This is a genomic window from Paenibacillus sacheonensis (assembly GCF_009909195.1).
GTDB lineage: Bacteria > Bacillota > Bacilli > Paenibacillales > Paenibacillaceae > Paenibacillus_Z > Paenibacillus_Z sacheonensis.
The window spans coordinates 12,228-31,029 of sequence record NZ_JAAAMU010000009.1 but is presented as its reverse complement, the minus strand read 5'-3'; the positions used below and the strand labels follow the sequence as shown (position 1 = coordinate 31,029).

Below are 18,802 nucleotides of genomic sequence, written 5' to 3'. Positions count from 1 at the left end.
CTTGATTACTCGTTTGCCGGCAGCGGGATCGCGGCTTCGACCGTCGTTCCGCCCCTGTAGACGCTTGCGAGCGCGAAACGGCCGCCGAGCGCTTCCGCCCGCTCGCGCATCGTCGCCATGCCGAAGGAGGGAGCGCCCTCCGCGGGCCGTTTCTTCTTCGCGATGCCCCGGCCTTGGTCGGCGATCTTCAGCACCGCTTGCCGCGCCTCGATCCGCAGCGAGACCATCGCATCCGCGGTTCCGGCATGCTTGCTTACATTGTTCAGCGCCTCTTGCCCGATTCGCCACAGCGCTTCCTCGACGTGCCGCGGCAGCTCGCATACGTCGGTCACCTCGGCATGCACGCGCAGCTTCAGCTTCTCGCCGTAGACCTGAAGCGCCGTAACGAGGCCTGCCTCAAGGCCGGCGGGACGGAGCTGCATGATGAGCGCGCGCATCTCCTTGAGCGCCGATTGGGAGAGGGCCTGCATGTCCCCGACCGACTGCAGCGCCGCGTCGGGCTGGCTTCCCTTGAGCAGGCTCTCCACGCCTTTGGCCGTCATCGAAAGCGAGAACAGCATCTGGCAGACGGAGTCATGCAAATCGCGGGCGAGCCGATTGCGCTCCGCGAGGCGCGCGAGCTCCCGCCGATGCTCCTCCAGCCTGGCGCTCTCGAAGGCCATCGCGATATGCTCGGCGAGCGCCTCCAGCACCTCGTTGTCGACGGGCTCTTCCGCCCGCCCCATTGCGTCGTTCCCGATAACGAGCATGCTGCCGGGCGCCAGGCCGGCGAGCGGGATCGGCACCGCCTGCGCGATCGACAGCCGGGCCGGCGCCAAGCCGCGCAGCTCGCGCCGGCCGGCCAGCTCCGAAGCTTGCTCCGGCGTCGCGACGGCAGGGCGCCGGGCGCGGGCGGCCTCGCGCAGCCAATTGGCCGCCTGCAGGGGCAGCCGGGCATACGGCAGCGTCGTGCGTCCTTGCGCATGGACGGCCTGGAGGATCAGCTCGTCGCCGGTCGTCTCCAGCAAAGCCGCGAACGGCCATTCGAAATGCTCGCCGACCAGACGAAGCGCGAGCTCCGAGAGCCGCCCCGGCTCCGTTCCCGCGCTGACGGCCATGCCGAGCGAACGGCTGTAGTCGCCCAAGCGGGCGAACAGCTCGGCTCGGCGCCGTTCGGCGGCATACAGCCGCATGCGGTCCACGGCGCTGCCGATTTGGAACGCCACCGCCTGCAGCAGCGCGAGCTCCTCGTTCGAGAAATGCGTCTTGAAGGGCGAGGCGACATTCAGCACCCCGAATTTGCGGTCGCCGGAGCGCAGAGGGACGGTGGCATGGTGGGTGATGCCCTGCGTGTCGCCCCAGCCGCGCGACACCGCGTCCTCCAATCGTTTGCAGTTCAGAATATTAACGGCATTATTCAAACGGTTATCCCAGAACCGATCGAGGCACCAGCACGTTCCGCTGCACATCGGCGCTTTATTGTCGTGCAGCAGCCCCGGCGGCAGGCCCCGGTCGGCGACGCGCTCGTAATTCATCCGCCTGTCCGTCAAGAAGATCCATCCGGCCTGCAGGCCGGTCAGCTCCAGCAGCTTCTCCAGCACCGTCCCCAGCATGAGCGTCAGGTCGTTCGATTGGTTCAGCGTTTCGGCGATGATTTTGAGCGTGAGCAGCTCCTGTACGTGAGGATCGTGGTTCGTCATCGTCATGTCTCCTTTGCTCCTAGGTTCGGGATGACGAGGCTCGAGTCCTCGTCGTCTGGCCGTCCGACACGCATATTCGAGCCCGGGCGGCGTCCGCTACGTCCGAAACCGCTGCCGGAACGCCTTCGGCTTCGTCCCCGTATGCTTGCCGAAGCAGCGCACGAAATACGAGAACGTCGCGAATCCCGTTGCCTCGGCGATCGAGCCTATCGGCTCTCCCGTATGGATCAGCAGCTGTTTGGCCTGCTCGATCCGGTAGCGGGTCAAGTAGTCGAGCGGCGTGCAGCCGAACGCTTTCTTCATGCAGAGCGCGATGTAGTTGGCGTGAAAATGCAGCTGCTCCGACAGCTCTTTATAGCTGACCTGTTCCCGATAGCTGCGGCGCAGGAACGCGGCGGCTTCGTCGGCCAGCGCGAGCTGCGCGTCCTTGGCGGCCGCGCTGCCTTCCTCCTGCAGCTGGAACAACAGCTGCTGAAACACCCCTTGCTGCTTGAAGCGGGCGCCGGCATCCGCCGCGGCCTTCAGCCGCTGCAGCTCCTCCAGCCATTCGTACATCGTTTCCCTCGCGGGCAGCTCGCCCGATCGCGGGACATGAAAGACGAACGTCTCGATTTGCAAATAGGGTTGGGAATGGAGCGGGTCCGTATAGGGCTCCCGTTCCGTGACTTCGCTCCAACTGCCGAGCGTCTGGAAATGCAGCCAATGGAAATGCGTCTCCTCGCCGCACGGCTTCGACGTCCGATGGGAGCGGTCCGGCCTTAAGATCGCGAAATGGCCGGCGGGAACGGTCAGTTCGAGTCCGTCTTCCTCGAGAAACAGGCAGCCGCGCGTCGTCACGAGCAGGTCGAACACGCCGATGCCGGAACGGTCGGCATGCCTGTCGCCCGCAGAGTAGGCATCCTTGCCGGATGTGATGTAATGCGGCATGGGCGGGGAAGTGAATCGGAACATTTCGCGGCGGCCCCTTTCGGCGGATTGTCCCCTAAGTATAAGGAATTGGCGACATTATTGCTAGAACGCAAATCTGCGATTGATGTTGTAATCCGTCACGATTACGTTGTCATCGGCTATCGGTCGCCATCCGCCCCCCATGGTATATTCGGGACATGTCATGCCAATCGAACGCAAGGGAGACGACCATTATTATGGAGACGACGACGAAGAAGCAGGCGCGGGCAGCGTTCCGGGAGCTTCCGCTCGGGGCGGTCAAGCCGGCGGGCTGGCTGCGCAATCAGCTGCGCATTCAAGCGGACGGGTTCACGGGACATCTGGAAGAGCATTGGGGCGACGTCGGTCCGGACAACGGCTGGATCGGAGGCAAAGGCGAGAGCTGGGAGCGCGGGCCTTATTATCTGGACGGCTTGCTGCCGCTCGCCTACGTGCTGGACGACGAGAAGCTGATCGCCAAGGCGCAGCGCTGGATCGAATGGTCGCTGAACAGCCAGCGGGCGGACGGGAACTTCGGCCCGCAGGGTCCGATTCAAACCGTCAATAACGACTTGGACAAACAGCAGGACTGGTGGCACTATACGATCATGCTGAAAGTGTTCACCCAATACGAGGAAGCGACGGGCGATCCGCGGGTCGTTCCGTTCATGCTCAAGTTCTTCGGATTCCTGCGCGGCGCGATCGAGCAGTATCCGATGCGGGGCTGGGCCAAGGCGCGCGGCGCGGACCTCGTGCTGTCCATTCAATGGCTGTACCGCAAGACGGGCGACGAATCGCTGCTGGCGCTCGCGAACATCGCGGCAGAGCAGACGACGGACTGGACGGACGTGTTCCACGACTTCCCGTATTGGCGCAAGGTCGAGGAGTGGGACTGGACGACGCATGTCGTCAACGTGGCCATGGGGATCAAGACGCCGGGCATCCGCTACGAGCTGAGCGGGGCGGAGGTCGAGCGCGACGCGGTCCATCGGGGAATCGACAGCCTGATGACGTATCACGGACAGGCGCACGGGATGTTTTCCGGGGACGAGTGGCTGTCCGGCACGAGCCCGAGCCAAGGCGTCGAGCTGTGCGCCGTCGTGGAATACATGTTCTCGATGGAGCATCTGACCCGGGTATTCGGCGAAGGGCGATTCGGCGATATCTTGGAGAAGGTGGCATTCAACGCGCTGCCGGCCACGATCTCGAAGGACTGGACCTCGCATCAATACGACCAGCAGGTGAACCAAGTGATCTGCAATGTCGCGCCACGCAGCTGGAGCAACGACGAAGAGGCGAACCTGTTCGGATTGGAGCCGAACTTCGGCTGCTGCACGGCCAACATGCATCAGGGCTGGCCCAAATTCGCGTCCCATCTGTGGATGGGCGACGGCAGCGGCGGACTGGCGGCCGTGTCTTACGCGCCGAGCACGGTGACGGCCAAGGTGGGCGGCGGCGCATCCGCGACGATCCGGGTAAGCGGCGAATATCCGTTCCGCGAGACGGTCGCCATCGACGTGGAGCTCGACCGCGCGAGCGAAGCGTTCGCTGTCTCGCTGCGTATCCCGGCGTGGTGCGATGCGCCGGCGTTGACGCTTAACGGCGCTGAATTAACGCTTAACGTCCTTAACGGCTATGCCAAGATCGAGCGCGAGTGGAAGAACGGCGACCGCCTGTCGCTGACGCTGCCGATGCAAGCCAAGACGACTTCGCGCAATCTCTATGCGGTGAGCGTCGAGCGGGGGCCGCTCGTGTACGTGCTGCCCGTTCAAGAGAACTGGCAGCTGCTGCAGAAGCGGGAGAAATTTCACGATTGGGAGATCCTGCCAGGCTCGCAGTGGAAATACGGCCTGCTGGCGGACAGCGCATACGAAGTCGGCGAGTCCGACGTGCCGTATCAGCCGTTCGACGCGAAGCATGCGCCGGTGAAGCTGCAGGTCTCGGGCAAGCTCGTCCGCAAATGGAAAATGGAGGGCAACAGCGCGGGCACGCCGCCGCTCTATCCGAACGTCGAAGGGCAGGAGACGACGGCGCTGACGCTTGTCCCCTATGGCAGCGCGCGCCTGCGCATCGGCGAATTCCCGCTGATCGGCGAACGCGGGAAAGCGTGGAAGAAGAAGCTGGAATAGCGTCATCCATGAAGCCGCGACGGTCATAGACCTTCGCGGTATTCCCGTTGTTTCGGGGCGGACGGACACACCGGGGGGAGCCGATGAGTTTGACGGCCTTTTCGCCGGGCATATACTATACTAAAGGAAGCGAGAATGACATTGCGGCTATGGCGCGATGGGAAAGCGTGGCGGTCAGTCATGAGAAAGATCGGAATCGATGCAGGCGGAACGTTGATCAAGCTCGCCTCCATGGACGAGCGAGGTTCGCTCGAGCTCCGGAAAGTGCCCGTTCGCGAGATGAGCGCGATCGCGGCGTGGTTGAACGGCGAAGAGGATGCGCGGATCGTCGTGACCGGCGGCCGGAGCGCGCAGCTGAAGGCGCAGATGAACAAGGACGTGCCGGACATGGCGGAATTCATGGCAACCATGAGAGGCGCCTCTTACCTGCTTCGGGAGCAAGCTTTCGGAGCGGACGCTTACGTGCTGACGAACGTCGGAACGGGCACCTCGATTCACCGCGTCGAACCCGAGGGGCACGCGCGAATCGGCGGCACCGGCGTCGGCGGCGGCACGCTGATGGGGTTGTCCAGGCTGTTGACCGGAATAGCGGACTTCGAGACGATCGTCGCTTCGGCGAAGTCGGGTACGCGCGGCAGCGTCGACCTGAAGGTGAGCGATATTTACGCCGGCTCGGAGCCTCCGATTCCGGGGGAGTTAACGGCAAGCAATTTCGCCAAACTATTCCTGCGCGAGCACATGGACGATATCGCGCAAGAAGACTTGATTGCCTCCGTCATGGGATTGGTGGGGGAAACGGTCGCGACGACGAGCGTCTTGGCCGCCGGACAGAACGGAATCTCGAACATCGTGTATATCGGATCGTCGTTCATTCGGAACGAGCCGCTGAGGGACGTCGTGCGGGCCTATACCGTGCTGCGGGGAGGCGTGCCGTACTTTCCGGATAACGGGGAATATTGCGGGGCGATCGGGGCTTTGTTGAGCGGGAAATAGGGACTTTTAATTCGATACTTGCATGAGCCAATGAAGGCGGCATCCCATGGTCTGATCGGACCGAGGGCCGCCTTTTTGGGTTTGCTGCTAAGCAGGCTTTGCGTCGAACGAGGAAAAAATGGTTGTAAGTATCAGTGACACATAATAGTATTAGGTAAACGGTTAACAGATACCCGACGAATGGAGACCTTCTTCTATCGAAGCATTTGCTCCTGCAATGCGACCTGCTTAGGCCCCGCATGCCGCCTTCTAGGGTCATCGTCGAGCGAACGGGCGCAAGCCGCGGACGTTCAGTGCGCCTTGGTCGAGCATCCATAACGGGAAGCTTCGGCCTATTTGCATTGTGAGGCAGCGCAGCCGGAATTCATCCCAACTTAAATTCATCCCAACCTAAATTCATCGCAACCAAAATTCATCGTTCAGAGGTGCTGAGGGACATGGTTCAGACGTTAAGCGAAATCATCGGCGGCAAGGCGTTCACGTTCAAATGCGAGGACGATATCGAACTCGCCGCGGAAAGCCGGGAAGAGGGCGGGATCCGCTATATCATGCTTCGCATGCAATCGGATACACCGAAGCTTCCGGCCTTCTCCGCGGAGTGGGTACAGGCGTTCAACGATATTCAAGCGCGCTTCACCGGCCACTACTGGGCGGACCGGTATATCATTCCGAACTGGTACGGCGGCATGAACATGGCGCCGCACAACGGCTCGCCGGTCTACGCGCTGTACAGCGCGGGCGGCGAGAACCGCGTGACGGTGAGCGTATCCGATACGAGGACGCGCACGCACATGGTGGCGGATATCGAAGAGGGTGCCTCGACAATGCCGTTCACGGTCAAGCTCATGCCGGAGCCCGGGTACGAAACGACGGATTACCGCATCGAACTGCGGATCGACGAGCGTCCCGTACCGATCTACGAATCTCTTCGCGACTTGTCCGACTGGTGGTCGGAGCAAGAGGGCTGCCGTCCGCTGCCGGCACCCGATGCCGCGCGCCTTCCCTGCTATTCCACCTGGTATGCGTACCATCACCGGATCGACGCCGAGAAGCTGGTCCACGAGGCGAAGCTGGCACGCGAGCTCGGCTGCGGCACCGTCATCCTCGACTTCGGCTGGCAGATCGATCGGCCGGGCGAGACCGACCCCGCCTTCGGACAGTGGGAGATCGCGGCAGACAAGTTTCCGGATATGGCGTCCACGGTGCGGACGATTCAAGCGCTCGGCCTCAAGATCATGGTGTGGTTCTCCGTCCCCCACATTAACCGGTCGAACCCGTTGTACGAGCAATTCAGCGGCTTCGTGCTGGATCCGGACGAGGATCAGCCGCAGGCGCTCGATCCGAGGTATCCGGCGGTGCGCGATTATTTGGTCGGCCGCTACGTCCGGGCGCTGGAAGAATGGAACATCGACGGCTTCAAGCTGGATTTCGTCGATCATTTCTCGCGGTACCTGGATTTCGCCGACAGGAAGAGCAGGCTGCGCAGCGACCCTGCGCATGATACGCCGAGCCTCGACTTGGCCGTCGACAAGCTGCTGTCGGCCATTACGAGCCGCTTGACCGCGCTGAAGCCGGACATCATGCTGGAATTCCGCCAAAATTATACCGGGCCGCGGATGCGCGCGTACGGGAATATTTTCAGGGCGATGGACTGCGCGCTCGGCTCGCACACCAACCGCTTCCGCACGGCGGATATCCGCATGCTCGCGGGCGACTCCGTCGTGCACTCGGATATGTTCGCGTGGCATCCGGACGAGTCGCCGGAATCCGCGGCGCAGCAGTTCATCGGCGTGCTGCACGCGGTGCCGCAGATCTCCGTCCGCCTCGCGGAGCTGAGCGAGCCGCATGCCAGGATGCTGAAGTTCTATACCGCCTTCTGGCTCGAGCACCGCGACGCGCTGCAATTCGGCCGCTTCATGCCGGAGTCGCCGGAGAACCTGTACCCCGCCATCACCTGCCAGACGCCGGATAAGCAAGTCACGACGGCTTATAATCGCATCGTCGTGAAGGTCGCGGAGGAAGCGCGTACGCTCGTGCTGGTTAACGGCTCGCATGATGCTTACGTGGCGGCGGATTTCGGCGATGAAGCGCAGTGGGACATCCTCGTGCAGAACTGCATGGGCGATGTCGTGGCGAGCGAAGTCCGCACGTTGTCCGGAGTCGCTTCGATCGCGGTGCCGCGCTCCGGGGTCGTCACGGCGGTAAGGCAGGCCGGCGGGTAGACGGGGACGCCTGCGGGAGTCCCGAAATTTCGCGATCGGCGAGCGGGCAGCCGCAGCTTGGCCGGATTCCGTATCCCCGCCGGCATGGTCCTAGTTTCATACATTTACGTCTTAGAATTGGACTACAGCGGGCGGGAAGCGCTGGCCTATAATCAAAGTGCATCGGAAGGATCGATCGCGAGACGGGAATAAGAAGGGAGATCGAGCATGAGCTGGACGCTTGAAACCGAAGATATGCAGCTGACGGTGGAAGCCGGGCCCCATGCGCCGAGAATCGTCTGGGCGGCGGGGCGCCGGGGCTGGAACTGGGCATCGCGGGGGACGGATCTGCTGCTGCCGCGCAGGCTCGCGGTCGGCGAGAGCCACTATCCGCCGGAATGGACGTATCGGCATGCGGAGCTGGAGCGGCTTCCGGACGGAGACCGGCTGACGCTTACTTATAAAGCCAGGAAATTCGATATCACGCTGACGTCGGTCTGGACGTCGCGTCCCGGTCCCGGACCGGTGCAGCACGGAATGGCGATCGGGAACCGCACGGGCCGCAGCATCATGATTTACGATCCGCAGTCGCTCGATGTTGAATTTTCGGCGGGGCAGGATGAAGCGGAAGTATTTTACGTGTCGAAGGATCGTCTTGCCCCGAGGGTGATCTCGTTCCAAAACCGGATCGGGACTTACTTGGAAGCGCTTACGGACCGTTACCACGCCGATGTGTGGACGACCGTCGACAGCGACGACACCGGCTATGTGCCCCTCGTGATGCTGCACGCCGGCAAGTCGCACGGGCTCTACGTCGGCTGGGAGTGGAACGAAGGCCGTATCCATGTCGCCGGACGCAACAGGGTGGATGGCCTGTACGCCGCGGTATCCGCGGGCATGCACGGGGATTTCTGCACGGAGCTTCCGGACGGGGAAACGTTCGAGGTGCCGAACGCGTTCATCGGCGCATTCGAGGGCAGCCTCGACGACGGTTCGAACCGACTGCGCAAATGGCTGTTCAACCATATGATGCCGGAAGCCAACCGGACGAACGAGCATATTCCGTACGTGCAATGGAATGCCTTCTGGAACACGGGCGAGCCGGCCGGCAGCTGGAATCCGGTGGAGGCCAAGTATTATCCGATGGTCGACTCGGTCGCGGAGGTCGGCATCGAGGAGATTACGATCGACGTCGGCTGGTGGCAGAAGCCCGGCGATTTCCGGGCGAGCGAAGAACGCTGGCCCCAGGGCATGGATGCCGCGTCGCGCTACGCGCATGACCGGGGCATGCTGTTCACGCTGTATTTTGCCTTCCTAGACGGCTGGTCCGAACATCCGCTGGCGCTGAGCTCGAAGGGACCGACCGGCCATCCCGATTGGTTCGTGCACCGCTGGGTGGCGGACGTGGGCATCGACGAATGCCGGGATTTCCTCAAGAACGTGCTGCTGCAGCGGTTGAACGAATACGACGTGGACACGTTCCGCTCGGATCTCAGCCCCATTGCCCGCAGCAAGGCGAAAGGGAATACGCACCAAGGCTGCCACGACGGTCCTTATTGGGCGCAGAAAGGTTTTCTGCACATCGTCGACCATCTGCTCGCGAACAAGCCGGGGCTGCGGTTCCAGAACTGCAACTGCGGCGGCGCGTTCAAGGGCTACGCGCTCATGAAGCGTTCCACGGCCGTGCAGGTAACCGATATTTACACCGCGCTCGACGTGCGGCAGGCCGTGTGGGATTCCGTCTACGTGCTGCCGCTCATGCAGCTCCTGACCCAGTTCGGCGACGTCGCTTCCGGCGGCAAAAGCGCGAGCGACTCGTATCGGTTCCGCACCTACCTCATCGGCGCCCCGTCGGCCCACTTCGAGCTGCCGAGCGAGATGCCGCCGGAGGAAGCGGCGACGCTGAAGCGCCTGGTCGGCGTGTACAAGGAGCGGGTGCGACCGCTCGTGCGGCATGCCGACATCTACCATGTGCTGCCGCGTCCGGACGGCGTGAACTGGGACGGTCTTCAGTTATACGATCCCGTTCGGGGACGCGGGATGCTGACCGTGTTCCGGCCGGATAACGAAGGGCCGGAAATCTTCGTGCCGCTCCAAGGGCTCGACCCTAGCGCGTATTACGACATCGATTACGATGACGCGTCGCTGCCGCCCGCGCGGACGCTCGGAAGCGAGCTGATGGAGCGCGGACTGCGCGTGCATCTGGCGGAGAAGTTCAGCGCGGAATGGGTGTTCTATCGGTTGGCCGGCAGCGGCGAAAACGAAGGCGAAGACGAAGGCGCAGGCAAAGGGGGCGGGGCGAATGAATCCGATGGCGAATAGCGAGCAAGAATGGACGTTGGCCACCGCGGATACGGCGCTTGCGCTGGCCGTCCGGGAAGATCGGCTGTACCTCGTCTCGCTTAAAGGGCCGGCCGGTAACGATTGGACGACCCGGTCCGCGGCGGAAGTGAAGCTGCCAAGCAGGCTGGCTGCCGGTTACGTGCGCCGCGCGCCGGAGTGGGCGTTCCGGTCCGCGGCCTGGGAGACGATCGGCTCGGGAGGCACGGAGCTGACGCTGCGGTTTCATGACGCGGCCAGCGGTACCGCGCTGAGCTCCGTATGGACGGCGCATGCCGGCCCGGGGCCGGTGCAGCATCGGCTGGTCGTCGAGAATATGACGGAACTGCCGATTCTGCTGTACGAGCCGGAATCGCTGGACATCGTCGTCGGCGCCGATGAAGACATGGATGTCTTCTATGTACATAAGGACAGAGCCGCGGCAACGATCATGTCCTACATGCGCTCCGGCTACGGAACCTATCTCGAACCGCTGCGCGACCGGTACGCCATGGATATATGGACGAAACCGGACGACGACGATACCGGCTTCATCCCGCTCGTCATGCTGCATGCCCGCAGCGGCCGCGGGCTGTACGTCGGCTGGGCATGGAACCATGGGCGCATCGCGGTTCGGGGAACGGCGGGCGAAGCTGCCGGAGAGACTGCAAGCGATGCCTTGCTAGGAACGGCGACCGGAGAAGGACGCGGAGCTAAGCTAGGAACGGCAAATGAAGACGCGCGAGCTTCGGCTCGCGGGGCGGCGGGATCCGCTCCCGTCCAGGCCGAGATCCGCGCCGGCATGTTCGACGATTTCTGCGCCGAGATCGCGCCTCGGACGTCCTTCGGGCTGCCCGCCGCGTTCATCGGCGCTTTCGACGGCGACATCGACGACGGCAGCAACCGGCTGCGGAAGTGGCTGTTCCGGCACATGATGCCGGAGATCAACCGGACGAACGAGAACCTGCCGTACGTCGCGTGGAATGCCTTTTACAATACCGCGACCCACGAGGGTTCCTGGGTATGCAAGGAAGACCGCTTCTATCCGATGGTCGATGCCGTCGCCAAGATCGGCGTCGAGGAAGTCGCCGTCGACGTCGGCTGGTGGGAGGGCTACGGCGATTGGCGGAGCAGCGCGGCGAATTGGCCGCAGGGCATGCGTGCGGCTTCGGATTACGCGCATGAACGGGGATTGGCTTTCGGGCTGTACTTCACGCTGACGAACGGGGAATCGCTCCATCCGGAAGCGCTGACCTCCGAAGGAGAGAACGGGAAGCCGGGCTGGTTCGTCGATAACCTGAAGGCCGACCTCGGCGTGCCGGAATGCAGCGCGTTCGTCGGTTCCCAGCTGGAACGCAGGTTCGACGACTACGGCGTGGACGTCCTGCGTACCGACTACGAGCCGATCGTCACCCGCAAGGCGGACGGGAATAAGCATCGGGGCTGCAACGATGCCGCCTATTGGGCGGAAGAAGCGTTTCTGAAGCTGCTTGACCGGTTCGAGGACGAACGGCCGGGCTTCCGTTACCAGAACTGCTCCGGGGGCGGGGCGCTCAAAGGCTACGCCGTCATGAAGCGGTCGAGCACCGTGCAGACGACGGATTACTTCGAGGCGGTCAACGTGCGCCGGGCCGTATGGGATTCGGTGTACTGTTTTCCGCTCATGCAGCTGCTGACGCAGTTCGGGGACATCGCGTCCGGCGGCATCGTCGGCTCGGCCGGGTACCGGTTCCGCACGTATTTGATGGGAGCGCCGTCAATGCACGTAGAGCTCCCGACGGAGATGTCGGAGTCGGACCGGGCAACGCTGGCGCGGCTGATCGCGGCATACAAGGAGAAGGTGCGGCCGCTTGTCCGCCGCGCAAACGTGTATCATAATCTCCCGCGGCCGGACGGCGTCTCGTGGGATGGGCTGGAGCTGTACGATCCGGAGACGGGCAAAGGGCTGACGATGGTGTTCAAGCCGGACTGCGAAGAGGATGAGCGAATCATTCGGTGGAAAGGGCTGGAGCCGGAGGCCGAATATGCGGTCGCGTTCGAGGATGGCACCAATCCGCCGGCGCGCATGACGGGCGCGGAGCTGATGGCTTCCGGGTTGAACATGCGGCTGGAAGGACGCTTCGTGGCGGAGTGGGTTTTCATCGAACGGACGAACTGATGGACGGAATGGACAAAATCGACGCGAGGCGGCTCAAGGCGCCGCAGAACGGCAGCACATTCCGCGGCAGCTGCCGAGGCGGCGTTTGACGCGCCTAGATCGAACGATTACGCATTTAAGGAGGGCAATCATTTATGGCGTTTAAAATCGCTTTTGTCGGGGCGGGCAGCGTCGGCTTCACTCGTGGCCTACTGCGGGATCTGCTGTCGGTGCCGGAGTTCGCCGATATCGAGGTGGCGTTCACGGACATTAACGAGTCGCAGCTCGACATGGTCACGCAGCTCTGCCAGCGGGATATCCGCGAGAACGGGCTAGCCATCGACATCCAATCGACGCTCGACCGCAGGGAGGCGCTCGCGGGCGCGAAATACGTGTTCACCGTCGTGCGAATCGGCGGACTGGAAGCTTTTGCATCGGATATCGACATCCCGCTTCGCTACGGCGTCGACCAATGCGTCGGCGATACGCTCTGCACCGGCGGCCTCATGTACGCGCAGCGCGGCATCGCCGAGATGCTGAACATATGCAAGGACATTCGCGAAGTGGCGCATCCGGACTGCCTGCTGCTCAATTACGCCAATCCGATGGCGATGCTGACATGGGCATGCAACAAGTACGGCGGCGTGCGGACGGTCGGCCTGTGCCACGGCGTGCAGGGCGACACGCGGCAGGTCGCGGAGGTGCTGGGGCTCGGGAAGGAGGACATCGACGTCGTCTGCGCGGGCATCAATCATCAGACCTGGTTCGTGTCCGTCAAGCACCGGGGCGAGGATATGACCGGCAAGCTGCTCGAGGCGTTCGAGAATCATCCCGTCTACCGCGATACCGAGAAGGTGCGCATCGATCTGCTGCGTCGGTTCGGGTATTTCAGCACGGAATCGAACGGTCATGACAGCGAGTATGTCCCTTGGTACCGCAAACGGCCGGACGATATCGGCAATTGGATCGATCTCAGCGTCTGGATCAACGGCGAGACGGGCGGTTATCTCCGGGTATGCACGGAAGGCCGCGATTGGTTCAAGACGGACTTTCCGAACTGGCTGGCCGCGCCGCCGTTCCGCTACGCGCCTGAGGAGCGCGGCGAGGAGCACGGCTCCTATATTATCGAAGGCTTGGAGACGGGCCGCGTCTACCGCGGACATTTCAACGTGCCGAATAACGGCATCATTACGAACTTGCCGGACGATGCCATCATCGAGGCGCCGGGCTATGTGGACCGTAACGGCATCGGCATGCCGGTCGTAGGGGACATCCCGCTCGGCTGCGCGGCGGTGTGCAATGCGAGCATCTCGGTGCAGCGGCTCGGCGTGGAAGCGGCGGTGCGCGGGGACGATCTGCTGCTGCGGCAGGCGATGCTGATGGATCCGCTGACGGGCGCCGTGTGCAATCCGCCTGAGGTGTGGCAGATGGCCGACGAGCTGCTCGTCGCGCAGGAGCGGTGGCTGCCGCAATACGGTACCGCGATCGCGGAAGCGAAGGAACGGCTTGCTTCGGGCAAGAAAGTACCGACGCGCGACGGGTACCGCGGCGCGGCCCGATTGAAGACGAAGACGGTCGAGGAGCAGAAGGCCGACCGCGAAGCCGCGAACCGCAATGCGGGCGAGGCGGATAAAGCGAAGGAAAAGAAGGCCGCGGCAGGCCAAGGATAAGGGAGGATGGAGAGCGATGGCAAAGGAACTGTACGCCGAACTGCGGGCTTACCTCGACACGGTACCCGTCATTAACACGCATGACCATCATATCGGCAGCGGCGGCAAGGTAACGAATCCGTTCGGCCTGTACCTCGGCTACCTGCATTCCGATCTCGACGTCGCCTCCGGGCTGGAGGATCGGGCGTTCGCCCGGCTGATGAACAACGGCGACGCGCCGATCGGGCAGAAGTGGGAAGCGTTCGCCAAAGTGCTGCCGAAGGTAAAGCATACGGCTTACTACCGGTACTTCATGGCCGGCCTTACGCATTGCTGGGGCGTGACGGAGCTGACGGAGTCGAACTTCCGCATGCTGATGGAGCGTTCCTCCGAGCGCGATACGGTTTGGCATGACCGCATCATGGCGGAAGCCGGCATCCGCGCATCCGTCGTGGACATATCCGGTTACGAGGATTTCCGCAACATTATGAACGGCAAGGTGCAGGGCATCTCGGACAACGCGAAGTTCGCCGTCCCCCTGCCGGAGCTGCATCTGATTCTCAGCATCGTATCGCTGCAAAAGCTGTCTCCGTATGCCAAGGGGCCGATGCGCGAGCTCGACGATTTCATGGCCGCCTTCGACGGGTACCTCGATCAAGCGGTGCAGTTCGGCGCCGTCTGCCTCAAGGACCAGTCGGCGTACCGGCGCGCGCTGGATTACGAGATGCACAGCAAGCCGGACATCGAGCGGATCTTCACGCGGCTGATCCAGTATCCGCGCGAAGCGCTGTCCTACGTGGAGACGAAGCCGATCGACGACTGGCTGTTCAGCGAATACGCCCGCCGGGGCGCGAAACGCGGCTTGCCGCTCCAGCTGCACACGGGTCATATGGCGGGCACCCGCAACGACGTGCGTAAGGCCAATGCGGCGCTGCTCATCCCGTTCCTGGAGACGCATCCCGACGTCAAGGTCGGCCTGTTCCACGGCAACTGGCCGTACATGGACGAATACCTGTTCATCGGCAAAAACTATCCGAACGTCTGGCTCGACCTCTGCTGGTGCCATATCATTGATCCGGACTATACGGTGGAACTGATGAAGCGCGCGCTCAAAATCCTTCCGTACAACAAAGTGCTCGCCTTCGGCGCGGATGCCTTCACGACCGAGCTGACCTACGGCTACCTCGTGGCGGCCCGCGACAACGTCGCGCGCGCGCTGTCGGAGCTGGTCGAGGAGGGCTGGCTGTCGCTGAACGACGCGAAGACGGTTGCCGAGGATTGGTTCTTCAACAATCCGAACGAATTTTTCGGCTTCAAGCCGGAAGCGGGCATGGCGGACAGAGATCACGCAGCGGGCAAAGGAGAGACAGCGGTATGAAGACGTTTCACCTGATCTGCAACGCGCATCTCGACCCTGTCTGGCTGTGGGAATGGGAGGAGGGCGCGGCGGAAGCCGTCTCCACCTTCCGGGTGGCGGCCGACCTGTGCGAACGGTTCGAGGGCTTCGTCTTCAACCATAACGAGGTCACCTTGTACAAATGGGTGGAGGAATTCGAGCCCGCGCTGTTCGCGCGCATTCAACGCCTGGTCGCGGACGGCCGGTGGCATATCATGGGCGGCTGGTACCTGCAGCCCGACTGCAACATGCCGAGCGCGGAGTCGTTCGTCCGGCAGATGCTGCTGGGGCGGCGGTATTTTGCGGAGAAGTTCGGCGTCACGCCGACGGCGGCGATCAACTTCGATTCGTTCGGCCACAGCCGCGGATTGGTTCAAATCATGAAGAAGGCCGGCTATGACGCCTATATCTTCTGCCGTCCGATTCCGTCGCAGCTGGAGCTGGAAGGGGATGACTTCGTCTGGGTCGGCTACGACGGCTCGGAAATCACGGCGCACCGGGCCGTCGACATGTACGGCTCGCATCGCGGCCAAGCGGCGCAGAAAGCAAGCCAAGGACTGGAGAAGTTTGCGGACAGGGACGTCGCGGCGATGCTCTGGGGCGTCGGCAATCACGGCGGCGGCCCGTCGTACGAGGACCTCAAGGACCTGGAGGCGCTGATCGCCGAGACGGACGATGCGCTCATCGTTCATTCCACGCCGGAGGCTTATTTCGCCGAATTGCGCGAGACGGGCAGGGAACTGCCCCGCCGGGCGGCGGATATGAATCCCCATGCCGTCGGCTGTTACACGTCGCAGATTCGCATCAAGCAGAAGCATCGGCTTCTGGAGAACGAGATTTACATGGCCGAGAAAATGCTGACGCATGCGGCGTTGGCCAGCCTAGCTCCGGGCCCGGCGAGGGAAGGGGAGCCTGCCGGTGCAATCGCTGCCGGCGTATCCATGGAGGCTGCCGCCGAAGCGGCTGCGGCTCTGGCTCTTGCATCCCCGGTTGGTCCGGGGCCAACGGATGCGATAATGGCTTCCGCCCCGACGTTCCGTTACCCCGCCGCCGAATTACAGGACGCCTTATGCGACTTGATGGTCAGCCAGTTTCATGACGTCCTGCCAGGGTCGTCGATCCAGCCGGTCGAGGAAGCGTCGCTACGCCTGCTCGATCATGGCTTGGAGATCGTATCGCGGCTCAAGGCGCGGGCATTCTTCGCCTTGGCCGCCGGGCAGCCGGCCGCCGCGGAGGGCGAGATCCCGATTCTCGTCTACAATCCCCATCCGCATGCCGTCGAGGGAATCTGGGAATGCGAGTTCCAGCTGCCGGACCAGAACTGGAACGAGGAGTTTACGATGCCGTACGTGTACCGCGCCGGCGAACCCGTTCCTTCCCAGGCGGAGCAGGAGCTCAGCAACCTCAACCTCGACTGGCGCAAGCGCGTTGCCTTTCAAGCGCGTCTCGAGCCCGGCATCATGAACCGCTTCTACGTGCGGCTCGTCACGCTGCCGAAGAAGCCGGCACCGGCGCTTGAGGCCCGGGACGGCATCATCGCGTTTCGCAGCGCGGAGCTAGCGGTCGATATCAACTGCGCAACGGGTCTCGTTGACCGCTATGCGGCGGACGGCGTCGAGTTCTTGAAGCCGGGCGCGTTCGCGCCCCTCGTCATCGCGGACAGCGACGATGCGTGGGGTATGGAGGTGCAGAGCTTCCGCGACCTGGCGGGTCGCTTCGAGCTGATGCGGCCGGAAGACGGCACGCGTTTCTCCGGCATTGCGGAGGGGGAGCTTCCATCGGTGCGCGTCATCGAAGATGGCCCTGCGCGGACGGTCGTAGAAGCCCTGTTCCGCTACAATCACTCGTTCCTCGTGCAGACCTACAAGCTGCCGAAGCAAGGGACGGAGCTCGAAGTTCAGGTACGGGTCATCTGGAACGAGAAGAGCCGCATGCTGAAGCTGTCCGTTCCGACGCTGCTGGAGGCAGGCGCCTATTTCGGCCAAGTGGCCGGCGGCAACGACCGTCTGCCGGAAGGCGGACTCGAAGCGGTCGCGCAGAAGTGGACCGCGGCCTACGACGCCGCGTCGGACCTGGCCTTCAGCTGTATCAACGACGGCATTTACGGGTCGGACTACGACGCCGGGGAGATCCGTTTATCGCTGCTGCGCTCGCCAGGCTTCTCCGGTCACCCGATCAACGATCGGACGGTCATGCCGCAGGACCGCTATTCCAATCGCATCGACCAAGGCGAGCGGCTGTACCGGTTCTGGTTCGGCGGCGGCGCGGGACGCGCCAAGCTGGCGGAGCTCGACCGCCGTGCGCTGGAACGGGGCGAGAAGCCGTTCGTGCTGTCGTTCTTCCCGCCGGGCGCGGGAACGGCCGCGGCGCCGCTCGCCGAGCTGACGGGCGAGGCCGTCGTCATGACGGCGTTCAAGAAGGCCGAGGAAGGCGCGGGCTTCGTCGTCCGTCTCTATAATCCGACTGCGGAGGAGCAGGAGACGGAGCTTCGCATTCCGTCGATCGGCCTGTCGGAGCGGCAGCGGCTCGGCGCGTTCGAGATCAGGACGCTGCTCGTCGATGAGCGGCGCGGGCTTGTAACGGAGACATCGCTTATGGCCTAGCGGCTCGAGTGCCGGGCAAGCCGTCCTGGCATGGCCCGAACAGGGTCGCATCGCCTTACGGGCTTGAGTCCGAATTACGCGGCTCTGGGTACCGGTTCGGCACTGGCCCGGAATGTCGGGACGGCTTGCCATGGTGCCTGCCGCCGGATTTTATGTGAAGTTTGGCTTGGAATTGTGCGATAACGCAGCTCTCAGAGCTCTATAAGTCGAAGATGGGGCGGAATTGTGCGATAACGCAGCTTTCAGAGCTCGAGTAGCCGAAGCTGTGACCAAATTGTGCAATAGAACTGCTTCGGGAGCTCGAGTAGCCGAAGTTGACCCGGAATTATGCGATAGAGCATCTTTCAGAGCTCTATGAGTCGAAGATGGGGCGAAATTGTGCAATAGCCCAGCATTGGGAGTCCAATAAGCCCAAGTTGGCCCGGAATTGTGCGATAGAGCAGCTTTGGGAGCTCTAAAAGACGAAGAGGAGGCGGAATTGTGCAATAGAGCAGCTTTGGGAGGTCAATAAGCCGAAGTTGTCCCGAAATTGTGCGCTAGCGCAGCTTTAGGTGGTCAATAAGCCGAAGTTGCCCGAAATTGTGCGCTAGCGCAGCTTTGGGAGGTCAATAAGCCGAAGTTGGCTCGAAATTGTGCGCTAGCGCAGCTTTAGGAGCTTGAACAGCTGAAGGGTCACCGCTTTTAGTTTGTTTTGTGCATGGCGCCCAACAACCGCCGGGCGACGTGCAAACAGAGGCCGCATTCAAGCAGGATAGGCAGCGTTGTCAAC

General features: G+C 62.8%; 10 protein-coding genes. 8 read left to right on the top strand and 2 right to left on the bottom strand.

Annotation, left to right across the window (positions count from 1 at the left end):
* Window positions 1-5: 5 nt before the first annotated feature.
* The gene (locus tag GT003_RS17825; RefSeq protein ID WP_338045979.1) at window positions 6-1,685 is read right to left on the bottom strand and encodes a GAF domain-containing sensor histidine kinase; all 1,680 of its coding nucleotides are present in this window, start codon (window positions 1,683-1,685) and stop codon (window positions 6-8) included.
* 90 nt (window positions 1,686-1,775) lie between these two features.
* Window positions 1,776-2,630, bottom strand: coding sequence for a helix-turn-helix domain-containing protein (locus GT003_RS17820; protein WP_161700248.1), 855 nt, complete (start codon window positions 2,628-2,630; stop codon window positions 1,776-1,778).
* Window positions 2,631-2,824: 194 nt separating this feature from the next.
* On the opposite strand from GT003_RS17820, the gene GT003_RS17815 reads away from it, so the two are divergent.
* From GT003_RS17815 to GT003_RS17780, 8 genes are all read left to right on the top strand, one after another.
* Window positions 2,825-4,735 carry a beta-L-arabinofuranosidase domain-containing protein gene (locus tag GT003_RS17815; protein ID WP_161700247.1) on the top strand — a complete coding sequence of 637 codons (1,911 nt, stop codon included), beginning with the start codon at window positions 2,825-2,827 and terminating at the stop codon, window positions 4,733-4,735.
* Between the two features lie 180 nt (window positions 4,736-4,915).
* Window positions 4,916-5,728 (top strand): type II pantothenate kinase, encoded by an 813-nt coding sequence (coaW, locus tag GT003_RS17810; protein WP_161700245.1) that lies wholly within the window; start codon window positions 4,916-4,918, stop codon window positions 5,726-5,728.
* A 437-nt stretch (window positions 5,729-6,165) separates the two neighbouring features.
* The gene (locus GT003_RS17805; RefSeq protein ID WP_161700243.1) at window positions 6,166-7,950 is read left to right on the top strand and encodes a glycoside hydrolase family 36 protein; all 1,785 of its coding nucleotides are present in this window, start codon (window positions 6,166-6,168) and stop codon (window positions 7,948-7,950) included.
* 207 nt (window positions 7,951-8,157) lie between these two features.
* Entirely contained in the window at window positions 8,158-10,251 is a 2,094-nt protein-coding gene (locus GT003_RS17800) for an alpha-galactosidase (protein ID WP_161700241.1), read from the top strand.
* A complete protein-coding gene (locus GT003_RS17795; protein ID WP_161700239.1) occupies window positions 10,232-12,406 on the top strand; it encodes an alpha-galactosidase in 2,175 nt (724 codons plus the stop codon). The genes GT003_RS17800 and GT003_RS17795 overlap by 20 nt, the downstream gene beginning before the upstream one ends.
* A 134-nt stretch (window positions 12,407-12,540) precedes the next feature.
* Window positions 12,541-14,055, top strand: a complete 1,515-nt coding sequence (gene melA / locus GT003_RS17790; protein ID WP_161700237.1) for an alpha-glucosidase/alpha-galactosidase — start codon at window positions 12,541-12,543, stop codon at window positions 14,053-14,055.
* 16 nt (window positions 14,056-14,071) lie between these two features.
* A complete protein-coding gene (locus GT003_RS17785; protein WP_161700235.1) occupies window positions 14,072-15,412 on the top strand; it encodes an amidohydrolase family protein in 1,341 nt (446 codons plus the stop codon).
* Window positions 15,409-18,033: a glycoside hydrolase family 38 N-terminal domain-containing protein gene (locus GT003_RS17780; RefSeq protein ID WP_161700233.1), complete on the top strand. Its 2,625-nt coding sequence runs from the start codon at window positions 15,409-15,411 to the stop codon at window positions 18,031-18,033. The genes GT003_RS17785 and GT003_RS17780 overlap by 4 nt, the downstream gene beginning before the upstream one ends.
* The last annotated feature ends 769 nt before the right edge of the window (window positions 18,034-18,802 follow it).